Source organism: Streptomyces montanus (assembly GCF_005786655.1).
Classification (GTDB): domain Bacteria; phylum Actinomycetota; class Actinomycetes; order Streptomycetales; family Streptomycetaceae; genus Streptomyces; species Streptomyces sporangiiformans.
Genome location: NZ_VBZC01000068.1, coordinates 17,123 through 32,880 on the forward strand (window position 1 = coordinate 17,123; position 15,758 = coordinate 32,880).

Here is a 15,758-nt window from a genome sequence, read left to right on the forward strand (position 1 = left end):
AGGCGAACCACCAGCACCTTTGTGCGGGCCCCGTCACATTCCCAGGTCTCTGGATCTTGCCTCCCGGTGACATGACACACAGGCGATTTGTCCGGTACTAGGGCGAGTAGTGGCCGTACCGACTTGGGCAAATCGGACTATTTGGTCTGGGGGCGGGGGTGGTGCGAGCGTCGGGCGCTCCGCCTTCGAGGTGGTCGAGTCGACGCGCAAGCGGATGGCCGTGAAGTGGGGTTAAACCAGACTTTCAGCTCTAAAGGCGACGAATTCAGTACCGGCTGTATCTCTTGTCAAGAAGCTGGAGGTTTTGGCGTCAAGTACGACTTTGAGTCGTAGATGGCGTTTTTGTGTGACTGAGGGAGCGCGGGTTACCAAGGGATGCCTCGCCCGGCGCATGGACAGCGCGCCGGGTGCGTTCATGCCCGTCATCCCCGTCCCCCGGAGGTATCCCCATGTCGCAGCGCACCACCAAGTCCCGCCACCTCGGTACGTCCCCGCTTCGTGCCCGGGCAGCCGTTCTGGCCGCCGGTCTGGGGATATCGACCCTGCTGGGTGCCGGGGTCGCGGCCGCCGCCGACAGTCAGGCGAGCGTCGCGCTGCCGGATACCACCGCCACCTCCGTGAAGGCCCAGGCCGCGGCCCAGGCGAAGGCCGCCGAGAGTGCCAAGCGGACCGCCGCCCAGCAGGCCGCCGTGAAGCAGGCCGTCGCGAAGCAGGCCGCGGTCGAGAAGGCGGCCGCCAAGAAGACCGTGAAGCCTTCCTGGGTCGACCCGGTCGCGAAGTACAAGCTCTCCGCGAGCTTCGCCCAGGCCGGCAACATGTGGTCGCACAAGCACTCCGGCCAGGACTTCGCCGTCGCCTCCGGCACCAAGGTCGTTGCCGCGCACGGCGGCACCGTCGTGAAGGCGGGCGGCAACGGCGCCGGTGACGGGCCCGCGTACGGCAACGCCATCGTCATCAAGCACGGCAACGGCACCTACTCGCAGTACGCCCACCTCTCGCGGATCAACGTGAACGTCGGGCAGGTCGTCGCCACCGGTCAGCCCATCGCGCTCTCCGGCAGCACCGGCAACTCCAGCGGTCCCCACCTGCACTTCGAGATCCGTACGACGCCCAACTACGGCTCCGCGATCGACCCGGTCAAGTTCCTGCGCTCCAAGGGCGTCACGGTCTGACGGTGCCTTCCGGCCCGGCAGTGCCTCCCGGCTCCGGCGGGCGTCACGGCTTGGGTGTGTTGGCCTGGGTGATCAGCTCGGTGGCGACTTCGAGGATGGCCTTGCGCTTGTCCTCGGGGTCGCCCTCGATGTCCTTGAGGGCGAGCATGCCCGCGTGCATCGAGAACAGGGCGCTGACGCAGCGGACCTGATCGGTCATCGTGGCTTCCGGCTCCCTGAGCAGGTCCAGCATGCGGATCATGCGGTCCTTGAAGTCCTCGCCGGTGCGCAGCTCGCGCACGGTGGCCTGGTTCTCCTGCATGAAGCGGAAGAAGGGGGTCGCGCCGATCAGTGCCTCGCTGTAGCGGTTCAGGATCTCCTGCTTGGTCTCCAGTGTGCGCGGCTGCCCTTTGCCCCACTCGATCAACTCGTCCATGGGCCTGCTGAGGTCCTCCTGGAGGCTGGCGAGGATCTCTTCCTTCGTCTTGAAGTGGTAGTAGAGCGCCGCCTTCGTGACTTCCAGCCGCTCGGCGATCTCGCGCAGCGACGTCTTCTCGTAGCCCTGCTCGGCGAAGAGTTCGAGGGCCACGTCCTGGATGCGCTGACGGGTGTCCCCGCGGCGCTGCTGCCTGCTGCCGCCCATCGTGGCTGCTCCTCGGGCTCGTGTCGGGTCCGTGTTCGGGTAAGGAAAAAACTTACTTGACGACCGGCTAGTTGCGGGTCTACCTTCCCAGTGTAGCTAGCTTGCCGGGCGGCAAGTAAGTATGAGCCGGTACCAGTAGCCGGTACCGGGGGGAGTGGGGACAGTGGCGGGCACCAAGACAGCCGAGGCGGACAACAGAGGCGGCGGGAGTAGCGAGAGCGGCGGGGGCAAGCAACCCAGGAGCGTGCGCGTCGTTCTGCTCGCGCTGATGATCGCGATGCTGCTCGCGATGCTCGACAACATGATCATCGGGACGGCCATGCCCACGATCGTGGGTGAGCTGGGCGGACTGGAGCACCTGGCGTGGGTCGTCACCGCGTACACGCTCGCGACCGCCGCGTCGACCCCGATCTGGGGCAAGCTCGGCGACATGTACGGGCGCAAGGGCGCCTTCATGACCTCGATCGTGATCTTCCTGATCGGGTCCGCGCTCAGCGGCATGGCCCAGGACATGGGGCAGCTGATCGGCTTCCGTGCCGTTCAGGGGCTCGGCGCCGGCGGTCTGATGGTCGGCGTCATGGCGATCATCGGTGATCTGATTCCGCCGCGGGAGCGCGGCAAGTACCAGGGCATGATGGCCGGTGTGATGGCGCTCGCCATGATCGCCGGACCGCTGGTCGGCGGCTCCATCACCGACCACTGGGGCTGGCGCTGGTCCTTCTACATCAACGTGCCGCTCGGTGTGATCGCCCTGATCGCCGTCAGTGCCGTACTGCATCTGCCCAAGAAGCGGTCGCGGGGACGGATCGACTACCTGGGCGCCGCACTGCTGACGGTCGGCATCACCTCGATCGTGCTCGTCACCACCTGGGGTGGCACCGAGTACGCCTGGGGCTCGGCCATGATCATGGAGCTCATCGGGATCGGCGTCGCCGCGCTCGTCGGCTTCCTCTTCGTGCAGACCAGGGCCGCTGAGCCGGTCATGCCGCTGCACATCTTCCGCAGCCGGAACTTCAGCCTGATGTCGGTCATCGGCTTCATCACCGGCTTCGTGATGTTCGGCGCGGTGCTCTTCCTGCCGCTGTACCAGCAGTCGGTGCAGGGCGCGTCCGCGACCAACTCCGGGCTGCTGCTTCTGCCGATGCTCGGTGCGATGCTGGCCACCTCGATGGTCGCCGGGCGGGTCACCACCGGGTCGGGCAGGTACAAGGTCTTCCCGATCGTCGGCAGTGCCCTGATGACCGTCGGTCTGTTCCTGCTCGCGCAGATGGACACCGAGACCACCCGGCTGACCTCGGGTCTGTACATGGCCGTTGTCGGCGCGGGCATGGGCTGCCTGATGCAGATCACCATGCTGGTGGCCCAGAACAGCGTCGAGATGAAGGACATGGGCGTCGCGTCCTCGTCCACCACCCTGTTCCGTACGCTCGGCTCGTCCTTCGGTGTCGCGATCATGGGGGCCCTGTTCAACAACCGCGTGCAGGACGTGATGGCCGAGCGTGCCGGTGCGCTCGGCTCCAAGGTCACCGAGAAGTCCGCGCAGCTGGATGCGGCGAGTCTGGCGAAGCTGCCGGACGCGGCCCGCGAGGCCTATCAGCACGCGGTTTCCGCCGGTACGCATTCGGCGTTCCTGCTCGGCTCGGTCGTGGCTGTGGTTGCTCTGGTCGCCGCCGTGTTCGTGAAGGAGGTGCCGCTTCGGGGTGCGGGTGGGCCGAAGTCGGCTGAGGACGCCGGTGGGGGCCCTGTGGACGCGAAGCCGGCGGTTGCCGAGGCCGTCTGAGCGGTTCGCGTCCGCTGCCTTGACCTGGAGGCCCTCCGGCTGGTGTCCGCCGCCGGGGGGTCTTCTGCGTTTGTTTCGCCCCCGCCGCCCCTACCCGTCCCATCCCGAACCTGGGGGCTCCGCCCCCAGACCCCCCGTATCGGCCTGGACGGCCTCGTCCTCAAGCGCCGGACGGGCTGAGGGTGGAGGAGCTGCTGGTGGCGACCATCTGAGGGGTGGCGACCGCCTGAGTCCTGGCCGCGACGCACTTCCCGGTGACCAGGAAAACGTCAGTCGTCCGGCAGCATCGGGTAGCTCCCCGAGCGCGTCGGTGCGTGCTCCGGCAGCCACAGCACCGCCACCGCGCCCTCGGCGGGCACACCCTCCGGCGCGCCGGCGGGGCGTACGTTGCGGAAGGTGAGCCGGGCGCCCAGCACCCGGGCCTGGCCCGCCGCGATGGTCAGGCCAAGACCGTGGCCGTGGCCCGCGCGGTCCTTGCTGCCCGTGCGGAAGCGGCTCGGGCCGTCGGCGAGGAGCTCCTCGGGGAAACCGGGCCCGTGGTCGCGCACGCGGATGACCCGGCCCTCCACCGTGACCTCGATGGGCGGCCTCGCATGCTTGGCGGCGTTGACCAGCAGGTTGATGAGAACCCGCTCCAGGCGGCGAGGGTCGGTGGTGACCTCCGACTCGTGCACCACCCGCACCTCGATGCCCGCGTCCTTCGCCGCCACCCGCCGGGTCACGAACTCGCCCAGCATGATGTCCTGCAATTCGGCCCGCTCGGACGCGCTGTCCAGCCGCGCCACCTCCAGGACGTCCTCGACGAGCGTGCGCATCGCCTGCGCCCGGTCCCGTACGAGCTCCGACGGCCGGCCCGGCGGCAGCAGCTCGGCCGCCGTGAGCAGCCCGGTCACCGGGGTGCGCAGCTCGTGCGCGATGTCGGCGGTCACCCGCCGCTCCGCCTCGAGCCGCTGGCTCAGCGCCTCCGCCATCGCGTCCACGGCCCGTGCGAGGTCGTCCGTCTCGTCGCGTACGACACCACCGATGGCGTCCCGCACCCGTACATGCGTCTCGCCCTCGGCGACCTGCTGGGCCGCCGTGGCCGCCTTGCGCAGCCGCCGTGAGAGCTGGCCGCCGACGAGGACGCCGAGCGCGCAGCCGCCGAAGACGACGGCGATCGAGCCGATGAGCAGCGCCTGGTCGAGGTCCTTCATCACGGTGGCGCTGCGGTCGGTGAACCGTGTGTGCAGCGACAGGACCCGGCCGTCCTTGAGGGGCACGGCCGCCCAGATGTCGGGCACGCCGTTCGAACGCTCCGACACATACGTGGCCCGCCGGCCGGCCCTGGCCTTCGCCAGCAGGTCCTTCGGCACGCCGGGATCGTCGATCTTTATGCCGGGGAAGGTGGTGCGTCCGGAGATCTCGTAGTTCCGCTGCGCGATCTGGGCGCGCTCGTCCGCGAGGTCGCGCGCGTTGTCGAGCATCGAGACCCGGGCGGCGTTGTGCACGACCAGGCTCAGCGCGACGGCCACCAGCGCCCCGACCGCCGCGATCGCGGCGGTCAGCTTCCACCTGATGCCCGTACGCAGCCGTGCCGCACGGCGCTTTTCGTTACGGCGCTTTCCGGTACGGAGTTTTCCCGTGCCGTCCGGCTCGTCGGTACGCGGTCCCGCCTGCTCGGCGCGCCGGCTCGGGCGCCCGGATCTGTGGCGCCGGTCCTGGTTCGTAGGGGTCCCCCGCATGTCCGTCAGGCCTTCAACTTGTAGCCGAAACCGCGGACCGTCTCGATCCGGTCCTGGCCGATCTTCGTACGCAACCGCTGCACATGGACATCGACGACGCGGGTGTCACCGCCCCAGCCGTAGTCCCACACCCGTTCCAGGAGCTTGTCGCGCGACAGGACGGTACCGGGCGCGGAGGAGAACTCCAGGAGCAGCCGCATCTCCGTGGGCGTCAGCGCCACCGGCGCACCGCGCCGGCGGACCTCCATGCCCTCGGTGTCGATCTCCAGGTCACCGTCGCCGAACGACAGCACGCCTCCGCTCCCGACAGCTGACGAGCCCTCCGCCTCGGCGGCGGAAAGCGGGCGGCCCGCGTGCCCGAAGCGCCGCAGCACCGCGCGGATCCGGGCGACCAGGACGGCCCCGTCGAAGGGCTTCGTCACATAGTCGTCGGCGCCCGCTTCCAGGCCCAGGACGACGTCGATCGAGTCGGCGCGGGCCGACAGCATGATCACGGGGACCGTGGACTCGTCGCGGATCCGGCGGCACAGCGAGACACCGTCCAGGCCCGGCACCATCACGTCCAGCAGCGCGATGTCGGGCCGCTTCGCCCGGAACGCCTCGAGGCCCGCGAGGCCGTCGGGCATGGCGGTGACCACGAAGCCGTCACGCTCCAGCGCGAGCTGGGTGGCCTCGCGGATGACGTCGTCGTCCTCGACGAACAGGACATGGGTCTGCTCTGCCATCCGGTGCTCTCAGTCCTAGGTTTTCTCGCCAGGGCCGGTCAGGGCCGATTCAAGTGTGGCCAGGGGTGGTCAGTATCGGTCAGTTCTCGGCCGGGGTCGGCGTCTCGCCGCCGACCACCTTGCTGTAGTCGTTGCGCGTGCGGGCCTGCTCCGTGAAGCGGTTCGCGGCCCAGTGATACGTGATCACTTCCTCGCCGGACGGATACTCCAGGGAGTCGCCGTTCTCGTACAGCTGCTGCGTGATCACCAGATCGCCCCGGTCGATCTCCGCATAGACCGGAGGCTCCTCGGCCTGGAAGACGTTCCGGTACGCGTCGCCCTCCTCGCGATAGACGTACGAGCCGACGCCGACCGCGTCGCCGCAGGTCAGCACGTTGATGACGATGTCGCTCGCGGAGCCTCCGGTGAGGTTGCCGTACGACACGTCGACCGGGTACTCGTCGCCGACGCACGGCTTCAGGCCGCGTTTGACCGCCGCACTGACCTTCGGGTCGTCCTTGACGAGCCGGACCGCGTTCACGCGGGGCGCGGCCTTGGAGGCCGAGGGGGAGGGAGAGGGGGAGGCGGCGTCCACCGCCACCGAGTCGGAGTGGGCCGGGCCCTCGTCGCGGGCGCCGGTGCCGCCCGTGCCGCAGGCGGAGACCAAAAGGCCGAGGGCGGCGAGCACGGCCACCGCCGTGATCACCGCCTTCATGGCCCCACGGCCCTGTGGGGCCATCGTGCCTAGGCCGCGCAACGCTCCCGCTCCTTTGTCGGTTCGAGCGCGCGAGCGCCGCGCTCTTCGTAGTCCCGGCTTTCCAGCTCCTCGCGGAGCCGGGCCAGCGCCCGGTGCAGCGTGCTCTTGACCGTACCGGCCGACATGCCGAGGGCGGCGGCCGTCTCTTCCGTGGACATCTGCTCCCAGTGTCGCAGCACCACGACGCTGCGCTGCTTCGGAGCCAGAACCTTCAGGATGTCCATCAACAGTGCGCGGTCGGCGTGCTGTTCGGAGGAGTCGTCCACGCTCGCCTCCGGCAGCTGCTCGGTGGGGACCTCCTCCAGCTTGCGGGCCCGCCACCACTCCGTACGCGTGTTGATCATGACGCGGCGCAGATAGGCATCGGCGAGACGCTTGTCGGCTATGCCGTCCCAGCGGCCGTACGTCCGTACCAGCGCGGTCTGCAGCAGGTCCTGCGCGTCGACCGGGTCCGGGACCAGACGGCGGGCACTGCGCAGCAGCGCGTCCTGCCGTGTGCGGACGTACTCTTCGAACTCGAGCACCTCGCCGTGCGCCATGTCCAACCGCCTCCGTTCCCCGTTTCCGACCTATTGCTGTCGGCTCTGCTTCGCTTGCCGTGCCGCACTTCCGCGGTACGGCAATGAAGTTACGGAGGCGTTGTCACGGGGCTGTCCGAGCGAGCCTGCGGCGAGCGCTCGGCTGTCCGTCGGTTGTGTAACGGAAGTAGGGCGGGGGTAAAGGGGCGTGGGGGATCGGGTGGGAATGGGGGGATTTGCCTGCCGGGTTGGGTATCAGTGGGCTGAGTGGGGCCTGTGTGTCGCCGCGCGAAGCTGTGCGTCAGCTGAGCGGAAGTCGGTACAGACGGCCCGGGAGGGGTTCGACCAGACCGTCCGCGACCAGGCCGTCCAGGGCGCGGGCGCGTTGGACCGGCTCGTTCCAGACGCGGTCGAGCGCCGCCTGCGGAACGGGACCGACCGCGTCGCGCAGGACGGCGAGCAGCCGGCCGCGCACCTGGCGGTCCGTGCCGGCGTACGTCTGGCCGCGGCGCGGCGGGCCCTCGTGCTCGGGTTTGCCGGCGAGGCGCCAGGCGCACTGGGCCGCGATCGGGCACCGTACGCAGCTCTCGTTCTTCGCCGTGCAGATCAGCGCCCCGAGTTCCATGGACGCGGCCGCCCAGCGCGAGGCCGTGTGCTCGTCCTCCGGCAGCAGGGCGCGGGCGAGCTTGCGTTCGGCGGCGGTGGTGGCGTTCGGGGGGTACTGCACGCCGGTGACCGCTCGCGCGAACACGCGGCGCACGTTCGTGTCGAGGACGGCGTGGCGCTGCCCGTACGCGAAGGAGGCCACGGCCGCCGCGGTGTACTCGCCGATGCCGGGCAGCGCGAGCAACTGGGCGTGTTCCGTGGGTACGTCACCACCGTGGCGCTCCGCTATGGCGACCGCTGCGCCGTGCAGGCGCAGCGCGCGCCTCGGGTAGCCGAGGCGGCCCCAGGCGCGGACGGCTTCGCCGGGGGATTCCTTGGCGAGGTCCGCGGGGCGGGGCCAGCGGGCGAGCCACTGCTCGTACACCGGCAGTACGCGGCTCACCGGTGTCTGCTGCAGCATGAACTCACTGACCATCACCCCCCACGGCCCGGCGGCGGCCCGCCGCCATGGCAGGTCGCGCGCGTTCTCCTCGAACCAGTCGATTACGGGGCCGTGCAGGGCGTCGGCTGAGGGGCTGCTGGGGTTCGGCTTCGTGGGCGCAGTCATGGCGGTTCCGATCCTGCCATGCGGGGGGCGTGGGGCGCGTTTAGCGGTGCGGGTGTGGGGGCGGGTTTTCTTTCCCCAACCCCACCCCTTCCCGAAACAGGGGGCTGCGCCCCCAGACCCCCCACACGGGTCCTGTCTCGGCTGCGGGCCCGTCGTGGCTGGTCGCGCAGTTCCCCGCGCCCCTGGCTGGGGGCTGCGCCCCCAGGCCCCCAGCCCGGCCGTCTTTCGGGTGCGGGCCGGTTGTGGCTGGTCGCGCAGTTCCCCGCGCCCCTGGGCGGGGGCTGCGCCCCCAAACCCCGCAGTCTCGGCCGTGTCTCGGCTGCAGGCGCGTCGTGGCTGGTCGCGCAGTTCCCCGCGCCCCTTAAGGGCGCGCCCGCCGCGTAGCGTCAGGGAGGTGGAACGTCGTAGTAGGAGGGTCAGAGGCGCGGACGTCCTGCTCTGGGTCGGTCTCGCGGTGCCGGTCGTCGCTGTCGACCGCATCGGGCTGAACGAGCCGCGCAGTGGAGTGGAGCAACTCGCCGGCCTCGTGGTGCTGGCGGCGGCGGCCGCACTCTGGCGCCGATGGCCGCTCGTGGCCTTCGCGGTCACCGCGAGCCTCAGCCTCGCCTCCGCACCCGCGCTGCTCACCCTCTCGTACGGCACAGCCCTCGCCGTCTTCGCTCTCCTCCTGGGCCTGAGGGCACCGGGGACCCGCCCCGCGTCGGTGGCGTTCGCCGCGGTCGGCCTCGCCGGAACGATCAAAATCGCGGTCCGCGGAGTCGACCCGGCCACCGAATGGCTCGTCCTGGCGGGCACCTTGCTCTTCGGTGTCGTATTCCCCTGGCTCGGCGGCCGGTACTGGCGCCAGAGCCGGGAGCTGGCCGCCGCCGGCTGGGCCCGGGCCGCCCAGCTGGAGCGCGAGCAGCTGATCGCCGAGGACCGGGCGCGCCTGCGCGAACGAGCCCGTATCGCCCAGGACATGCACGACTCGCTCGGCCACGAACTGAGCCTGATCGCCCTGCGCGCGGGCGCCCTCCAGCTCGCCCAGGACCTCGCGGACCCCCACCGCCGGGCCGCGGCCGACCTCCGCGCGGCCGCCTCCGACGCCACCGAGCGCCTCCACCGCATCATCGGACTCCTGCGCGAGGACGATGACGAACCGGCTCCGCTGACCCCGGCGGGGGAGACGGTCGAGCAACTCGTGGCCCGGGCGGCGGAGTCGGGCCTCCCGGTGCGCTGGGAGACGGAAGAACCCGGCGGTGAGCCCGTGCCGCCGGATGAGTACTCGCTCGTCGAGCGGACCGTTCACCGCGTGGTACGGGAGGCGCTGACCAATGCCGCCCGGCACGCACCCGGCGCAGCCGTCACCGTCGCGGTGCGGCGCGATGCCGGGGGTACGACGGCGAGCGTGACCAATGGGCGGGCCACGCAGACGAGTGCGCCATCGTCCGGCGGTACGGGGCTGACGGGGCTCCGGGCAGCGGTCGAGGGCGTGGGCGGCCGCTTCGAGGCCGGACCGCACAAGGACGGGTTCCGCGTCACGGCGTACGTGCCGGACGAGGAAGAGGAAGCCGCGCACCTCCAGGCGAACCCGCACCCGCACCCGCACCCGTACGCGCAACCGTCCGAACCACCTAACAAGCCCAGCCCCCTCAACAAGCCCAACAAGCCCAACACGCTCCTGGTGCTCGGCGGCGCCCTCGCCGTGGGAGTCGTGTTCCTCTGCGGAGCCTTCGCCTGGTACGCGTACACGAAGACGCACTCGGTCCTGAAGCCCGGCGACTACGCGGAGTTGCGCCTCGGCACCTCGCTCGACGAGGCCGAACGAATACTGCCCGACCGCACGGTCAGCGATCCGCCGGTGGACCGCGCCCCGGCCGCGCCGAAGGGGGCCGACTGCCGCTACTACCGCGCGAGCGGTGAACTCCTCGTCTCTGTCGAGCACTTCAGGCTGTGCTTCGACCGTCGGGGGACACTGGTCGCCAAGGATGTGGTCCCCAAGGCGGGTGCGGTGGGGCAGCTGCGTGAGGAGGGGGAGACGGAGTGAGTGCGGTGATCCGCGTACTGCTCGCCGATGACGAGGCGATGGTCCGAGCCGGTGTGAAAGCGATCCTCGACGCCGGCGGCGGGGGCGGCATCGAGGTCGTCGCGGAGGCCGCCGACGGGCGGGAGGCCGTCGCGCGCACCCAGGAGCACCGGCCGGACGTGGCGTTGCTCGACATTCGGATGCCGTTCCTGGACGGGCTGGCGGCCGCCGAGGAGATCGTACGGACGGCACCCGGCACGGCCGTCGCGATGCTGACGACGTTCTCGGAGACGGATTACGTGGCACGAGCCCTCGGTGGCGGAGCCATGGGGTTTCTGCTGAAGTCCGGTGACCCGTATGAACTCGTCGCGGGCGTCAGGGCGGTCGCGGACGGTGGGGCGTTTCTCTCGCCGAAGGTTGCCCGGCACGTCATCGACGGCTTCGGCGCCGGCCGGCGGCTGAGCAGGGAGGCCGTCGCCCGCGAACGCGTCGCGCCTCTCAGCCCGAGGGAACGCGAAGTGCTCGGGCTGCTCGGAGCCGGTCTCTCCAACCCCGAGATCGCCGCCCGTCTGCACCTCGTCGAAGGCACGGTGAAGGCGTATGTGAGCGCGGTCCTGGAACGATTGGCGGTCAGGAACCGCGTACAGGCGGCGATCGTGGCGTACGAGGCGGGACTGGTGGAGCAGAAGGAGTAGGGACGGGCGGAACCGGGCTCAGTCCCGATGCGCCGGAGTCCGCCGGGCCTCGGAGGAGAAGCCCGCGGGCCCCGAGCCCGCGAACCACCGCGCCGGCCCCGCCCCCGACCCCCGCATCGCCCTCGCCACCCGTGCCGCCGCACCCGTCGAGACGCGTACGAACGCGACCGCGACGACCCCGCCGAGGACGAGGCCCGCGACGACGTCGTGCGGGTAGTGCACGCCGACGAACACCCGCGAGAACGCCATGAGCAGGGCCATCGGCCCCGTCAGCCACAGGATGCCTCGCCAGGTCAGCGCCAGCGCCACCGCGGCGGCGCCCGCGATCGTGGCGTGGTTGCTGGGGAAGGACCAGTCACCGTGCGGTGGGCAGTCGACGAGCGGGGCGGGAGCGTTGGCCACGGCCCGGCACGGGCGCTCCTCGTCGACGGCGGACTTGAGCAGCTCACTGCACACGTACGCCACAGCCGTGGCCACAGGTGCCAGGACGGCGATCGCGAACACCCGGGCATCGCCCCGACGTTGTCTCCACCAGGCGGCGACGAAGAGCGCGCCGAAGAGCAGCAGCCCGGCCTCCGTCCACAGTTCGGCGACGTGTTGTACCCACGAAGGGGTGTCGTCGGCGCGGTCGGTGATGTCTCGGTAGAGGTCGGAATCCATGGTGACGGACGGTAATTCAGCGCCTCCGATCGTCACATGATGCGATCGTCAGGTAGTCGACCTGACGAAAGACAGGGGTGACCGGCGCTAGCCCGGGATGATGATCCGGAAAAGTTGAGGCGCAGGGCGGCGGGTGGGGCCAGCGAACTCACGGATCTCTCGTACAGTGTGCGCCGTGGGATCTCTGCGCAATCCGGTCGGGCCGCTTCCCTCCTCCATCTACTGGCGACGGAGGGCCGTTCTGCTGTCCTTGGTCGCGCTGTTGACACTGTTGATCACCTGGATCGTCGCCACCGGCGGCGGAGGCGGCAACAACAACGCGGACGGGTCCAACGGCAAGAATCCCGCGCCGTCGATCACGCCGGGCCCCTCCGGTTCCGGTCCCGCGATCAGCCAAGCCCCGGGTGGGCGCGACGAGTCGACCAGCGGGGGCGGCGGGGGCGACGGGTCCGGGGACTCCGGCGGCGGCTCCGAAGGATCCGACGGGGCGGACGGCTCCTCCGGCGGTTCTGACAGCGCGGGCGGCGGCTCGGGCGACGCGGAGGGTGGTGCCGGTTCCGGTGACACCGTTCCGGCCGGGTCCAGCCTGCCCAACTGCGCACCGGGATCTGTCGCGTTGACGCTGCGCAGCGTCCAGAACGCGTACGCGCCCGGCGAGGAGCCCAAGCTGGAGCTGATCGTCAAGAACTCCTCGTCCAGCGACTGCAAGCTCGATCTCGGCCCGAAGAAAGCGGTTCTGACGATCACTCAGGCGGGCAGCGACGACGAGATCTGGTCCTCGGCCGACTGCCCGACGGGCGCCGGCAGCATCCTGTACCGCATCCCGGCGAACGACCGCATCACCCGCACCGTGGAGTGGGACCGTGAGGCGAGCGCCCCGGAGTGCGCGACGCCTCGGGCGGGAACGGCGACCGCGGGCACGTACTTGGTCGAGGCACAGGCCCCGGGCCTCGAGAAGACCCAGGCGTCGTTCGTGCTGAAGAAGGACTGAGGAAGGGCTGAAGAAGGACCAGGGCCTGTCCGGCGGATCGGATCGGACAGGCCCTGGCCTCGCAGTCTCTCTGGTATGTGCCGCTCCGGTACGTCCGCTCTAGACGTACCGCTCCAGGATCGACGACTCCGCCAGTCGCGACAGCCCCTCCCGGACGCTGCGTGCCCGGGCCTCGCCGACGCCGTCCACCGTCTGGAGGTCGTCGACGCTCGCGGCGAGCAGCTTCTGCAGGCCGCCGAAGTGCTCGACCAGCCGGTCGATGATCGCGCCGGGCAGGCGCGGCACCTTGGCGAGGAGCCGGAAACCGCGGGGTGACACCGCGGAGTCGAGGGTCTCGGGGGAGCCGGTGTAGCCGAGGGCCCGAGCCACCGTGGACAGTTCGAGCAGCTCGGCGTGGGTGAGCGCGTCGAGTTCGGAGAGCGCCTGGTCGACCGTGCGGGAGCGCTTGGCGGTCGGCTCCGGTACATAGTCCCGTACGACGAGCTCACGCTCGGGCTCGACGCCCGCGATCAGCTCGTCCAGCTGGAGCGCGAGGAGGCGGCCGTCGGTGCCCAGCTCCACCACGTACTCGGCGATCTCGGTGGCGATCCGGCGCACCATCTCCAGGCGCTGGGCCACGGCGGAGACGTCACGGACGGTGACCAGGTCCTCGATCTCCAGCGCCGACAGCGTGCCCGCGACCTCGTCGAGACGGAGCTTGTAGCGCTCCAGCGTGGCCAGGGCCTGATTGGCCCGGGAAAGGATCGCGGCCGAGTCCTCCAGGACGCGGCGCTGTCCGTCGACGTACAGCGCGATGAGGCGCATGGACTGGGAGACGGAGACGACGGGGAAACCGACCTGCTTGGAGACCCGGTCGGCCGTGCGGTGCCGGGTGCCCGTCTCCTCGGTGGGGATGGTGGGGTCGGGCACCAGCTGCACGCCCGCCCGCAGGATCTTGGTGATGTCCTTGTCGACGACGATGCCGCCGTCGAGCTTGCACAGCTCACGCAGCCGGGTCGCCGTGAAGTCGACGTCCAGGACGAAGCCGCCCGTGCACATCGACTCGACGGTCTTGTCCCAGCCGAGCACGATCAGCCCGCCGGTGTTGCCGCGGAGGATCCGCTCCAGGCCGTCGCGAAGACCCGTGCCGGGTGCCACGGCGCTCAGTGAGGCGCGCATCAGCCCATCGGCACCGGAGCTCCCACCGGACTTTCCGGGAGCTGCCGCCCGGTCGTTGGCTGCCACTGCACTCCTCCGGTCGCAGGTTCTGGGGCGCTCCCGTCTCGCACACTTGGTTCGTACGGACGGGCGAGACCTGGGCAAAGTCTACCGGCGGTCCTCCTCGTCCCGTGGGGCCTCTCGACGACGCGACCTCGGGAGCACGCGCAGAGCGTCTCCCATGTCGGCCACTTCCAGGACCTTCATGCCTGGAGGGATCTTGCCGGGATCGCCCGGTACGAGGGCGTGCGTGAAGCCCAGACGGTGGGCTTCCGCGAGTCTGCGCTGGACGCCGGTGACGCGTCTGACCTCGCCCGCAAGGCCCACCTCGCCGATCGCGACGAGGTTCTTCGGAAGGGGGGTGTCGCTCGCCGCGGAGGCCAGGGCGAGCGCGATCGCCAGGTCCGCGGCCGGCTCGGAGAGCTTCACGCCGCCGACCGTCGCCGAGTAGATGTCCCGCTTCCCGAGCGCGCTGATCCGGCCGCGCTGCTCCAGGACGGCGAGCATCATCGAGACACGGGAGGTCTCCAGGCCCGAGGTCGTACGCCTGGGGGAGGGGATCTGGGAGTCGACCGTGAGCGCCTGGACCTCGGCGACCAGCGGACGGCGGCCCTCCAGCGTGACCGTCAGGCAGGTGCCGGGGACCGGCTCGGCACGGCGGGTGAGGAACAGGCCACTCGGGTCGGTGAGTCCGGTGATGCCCTCGTCGTGCAGCTCGAAGCAGCCGACCTCGTCCGTCGTCCCGTACCGGTTCTTGACGCCGCGCACGAGCCTCAGGCGCGCGTGCCGGTCCCCCTCGAAGTGCAGGACGACGTCCACGAGGTGTTCGAGGAGGCGAGGGCCCGCGATGGCGCCGTCCTTGGTGACATGTCCCACAAGGAGCGTGGACATGCCGCGCTCCTTGGAGGCGCGGATCAGGGCGCCGGCCACCTCGCGGACCTGGGCCATGCCTCCGGGGGCGCCGTCGATCTCCGGAGAGGCCACGGTCTGCACGGAGTCGAGGATGAGCAGGGACGGCTTCACCGCGTCCAAGTGGCCGAGCACGGAGGCCAGGTCGGTCTCCGCGGCGAGATACAGGTGGTCGTCGATCGCCTTGATGCGGTCGGCCCGCAGGCGGACCTGGCTGGCCGACTCCTCGCCGGTGATGTAGAGCGTGCGGTGCTCGTCGCTCGCCGCCCTGGCCGCCACGTCCAGCAGCAGCGTGGACTTGCCGACGCCCGGCTCGCCCGCGACGAGCACGACCGCGCCCGGCACCAGACCGCCGCCGAGCACCCGGTCCAGCTCGGGCACGCCGGTGGAACGAGCGGTCGCCTGGCGGCCGTCCACCTGGCCGATGGGCACGGCGGACGTCGTGACCCGGCCCGGTGCCGTCGTACGGACCGCGGGCGCGCCGTACTCCTCGACCGTCCCCCACGCCTGGCACTCGGGGCAGCGGCCGAGCCACTTGGCCGTCTGCCAGCCGCACTCGGTGCAGCGGTAGGACGGCCGGTCCTTCGCGGTCTTCGTACGGGCAGCCATGGACGAAACCGTAGCCGCCACCGCTGACAACGCGTTCCCCGCCCGGTGCCGGGCCCGGGACCAAGATCAGGGCACCCTTCGCAAACCGCCCGCAACCGATCCGGAACGCGCTGCGGAATTCGGGGCTCCTGTCCCCTTATGAGGGATGGTTTCACCCGTATGGATTAAAAGTGCTCCGCCAAGAAGGGGAGGCCGCCGCCCGGCG

14 protein-coding genes are annotated in these 15,758 nt (G+C 70.6%); 5 read left to right on the forward strand and 9 right to left on the reverse strand.

From position 1 onward, the window contains the following. Positions 1 to 449 precede the first annotated feature (449 nt). Positions 450 to 1,172 carry a M23 family metallopeptidase gene (locus tag FE633_RS39430; protein ID WP_138049980.1) on the forward strand — a complete coding sequence of 241 codons (723 nt, stop codon included), beginning with the start codon at positions 450 to 452 and terminating at the stop codon, positions 1,170 to 1,172. 43 nt (positions 1,173 to 1,215) lie between these two features. Here the strand turns inward: FE633_RS39430 and FE633_RS39435 are convergent, their stop codons facing one another. Next, a complete protein-coding gene (locus FE633_RS39435; protein ID WP_138049981.1) occupies positions 1,216 to 1,794 on the reverse strand; it encodes a TetR/AcrR family transcriptional regulator in 579 nt (192 codons plus the stop codon). Between the two features lie 163 nt (positions 1,795 to 1,957). On the opposite strand from FE633_RS39435, the gene FE633_RS39440 reads away from it, so the two are divergent. Continuing rightward, positions 1,958 to 3,574, forward strand: a complete 1,617-nt coding sequence (locus FE633_RS39440; protein ID WP_138049982.1) for an MDR family MFS transporter — start codon at positions 1,958 to 1,960, stop codon at positions 3,572 to 3,574. Between the two features lie 269 nt (positions 3,575 to 3,843). On the opposite strand, the gene cseC is transcribed toward FE633_RS39440, so the two are convergent. The 5 genes from cseC to FE633_RS39465 all read right to left on the reverse strand — a co-directional run bounded on the left by cseC (position 3,844) and on the right by FE633_RS39465 (position 8,487). Beyond that, positions 3,844 to 5,295, reverse strand: a complete 1,452-nt coding sequence (gene cseC / locus FE633_RS39445) for a two-component system sensor histidine kinase CseC (protein WP_138049983.1) — start codon at positions 5,293 to 5,295, stop codon at positions 3,844 to 3,846. Between the two features lie 5 nt (positions 5,296 to 5,300). Then, positions 5,301 to 6,020, reverse strand: a complete 720-nt coding sequence (cseB, locus tag FE633_RS39450) for a two-component system response regulator CseB (protein WP_138049984.1) — start codon at positions 6,018 to 6,020, stop codon at positions 5,301 to 5,303. Between the two features lie 79 nt (positions 6,021 to 6,099). Then, a complete protein-coding gene (locus tag FE633_RS39455; protein WP_138049985.1) occupies positions 6,100 to 6,714 on the reverse strand; it encodes a hypothetical protein in 615 nt (204 codons plus the stop codon). A 29-nt stretch (positions 6,715 to 6,743) separates the two neighbouring features. Further along, on the reverse strand, positions 6,744 to 7,295 hold the full coding sequence (locus tag FE633_RS39460; RefSeq protein ID WP_138049986.1) for a SigE family RNA polymerase sigma factor: 552 nt from the start codon (positions 7,293 to 7,295) through the stop codon (positions 6,744 to 6,746). A 280-nt stretch (positions 7,296 to 7,575) separates the two neighbouring features. Further along, entirely contained in the window at positions 7,576 to 8,487 is a 912-nt protein-coding gene (locus tag FE633_RS39465; RefSeq protein ID WP_119101394.1) for an HhH-GPD family protein, read from the reverse strand. A 394-nt stretch (positions 8,488 to 8,881) separates the two neighbouring features. Here FE633_RS39465 and FE633_RS39470 point away from each other — a divergent pair, with 394 nt between their 5' ends. After that, positions 8,882 to 10,513, forward strand: coding sequence for a sensor histidine kinase (locus FE633_RS39470; protein WP_138049987.1), 1,632 nt, complete (start codon positions 8,882 to 8,884; stop codon positions 10,511 to 10,513). 5 nt (positions 10,514 to 10,518) lie between these two features. Beyond that, on the forward strand, positions 10,519 to 11,187 hold the full coding sequence (locus FE633_RS39475) for a response regulator transcription factor (RefSeq protein ID WP_138050006.1): 669 nt from the start codon (positions 10,519 to 10,521) through the stop codon (positions 11,185 to 11,187). Between the two features lie 18 nt (positions 11,188 to 11,205). On the opposite strand, the gene FE633_RS39480 is transcribed toward FE633_RS39475, so the two are convergent. Beyond that, entirely contained in the window at positions 11,206 to 11,847 is a 642-nt protein-coding gene (locus FE633_RS39480; RefSeq protein ID WP_138049988.1) for a phosphatase PAP2 family protein, read from the reverse strand. Positions 11,848 to 12,022: 175 nt separating this feature from the next. Between FE633_RS39480 and FE633_RS39485 the strand changes: the two genes are divergently transcribed. After that, positions 12,023 to 12,838, forward strand: a complete 816-nt coding sequence (locus tag FE633_RS39485; RefSeq protein WP_138049989.1) for a hypothetical protein — start codon at positions 12,023 to 12,025, stop codon at positions 12,836 to 12,838. 99 nt (positions 12,839 to 12,937) lie between these two features. Here the strand turns inward: FE633_RS39485 and disA are convergent, their stop codons facing one another. Together disA and radA are read right to left on the reverse strand one after the other, a co-directional pair. Continuing rightward, entirely contained in the window at positions 12,938 to 14,062 is a 1,125-nt protein-coding gene (gene disA, locus FE633_RS39490; RefSeq protein ID WP_138049990.1) for a DNA integrity scanning diadenylate cyclase DisA, read from the reverse strand. An 81-nt stretch (positions 14,063 to 14,143) separates the two neighbouring features. Beyond that, complete coding sequence (radA, locus tag FE633_RS39495) at positions 14,144 to 15,553, reverse strand: DNA repair protein RadA (protein WP_138049991.1); 1,410 nt, start codon at positions 15,551 to 15,553, stop codon at positions 14,144 to 14,146. Positions 15,554 to 15,758 lie beyond the last annotated feature (205 nt).

Bases quoted from the DNA above. Each gene is read 5' to 3' on its own strand.
- FE633_RS39465 (WP_119101394.1), bottom strand. From the start codon at position 8,487: ATGACTGCGCCCACGAAGCCGAACCCCAGCAGCCCCTCAGCCGACGCC.
- FE633_RS39435 (WP_138049981.1), bottom strand. From the start codon at position 1,794: ATGGGCGGCAGCAGGCAGCAGCGCCGCGGGGACACCCGTCAGCGCATC.
- FE633_RS39480 (WP_138049988.1), bottom strand. From the start codon at position 11,847: ATGGATTCCGACCTCTACCGAGACATCACCGACCGCGCCGACGACACC.
- FE633_RS39430 (WP_138049980.1), top strand. From the start codon at position 450: ATGTCGCAGCGCACCACCAAGTCCCGCCACCTCGGTACGTCCCCGCTT.
- cseC (WP_138049983.1), bottom strand. From the start codon at position 5,295: ATGCGGGGGACCCCTACGAACCAGGACCGGCGCCACAGATCCGGGCGC.
- FE633_RS39455 (WP_138049985.1), bottom strand. From the start codon at position 6,714: ATGAAGGCGGTGATCACGGCGGTGGCCGTGCTCGCCGCCCTCGGCCTT.
- FE633_RS39460 (WP_138049986.1), bottom strand. From the start codon at position 7,295: ATGGCGCACGGCGAGGTGCTCGAGTTCGAAGAGTACGTCCGCACACGG.
- radA (WP_138049991.1), bottom strand. From the start codon at position 15,553: ATGGCTGCCCGTACGAAGACCGCGAAGGACCGGCCGTCCTACCGCTGC.
- cseB (WP_138049984.1), bottom strand. From the start codon at position 6,020: ATGGCAGAGCAGACCCATGTCCTGTTCGTCGAGGACGACGACGTCATC.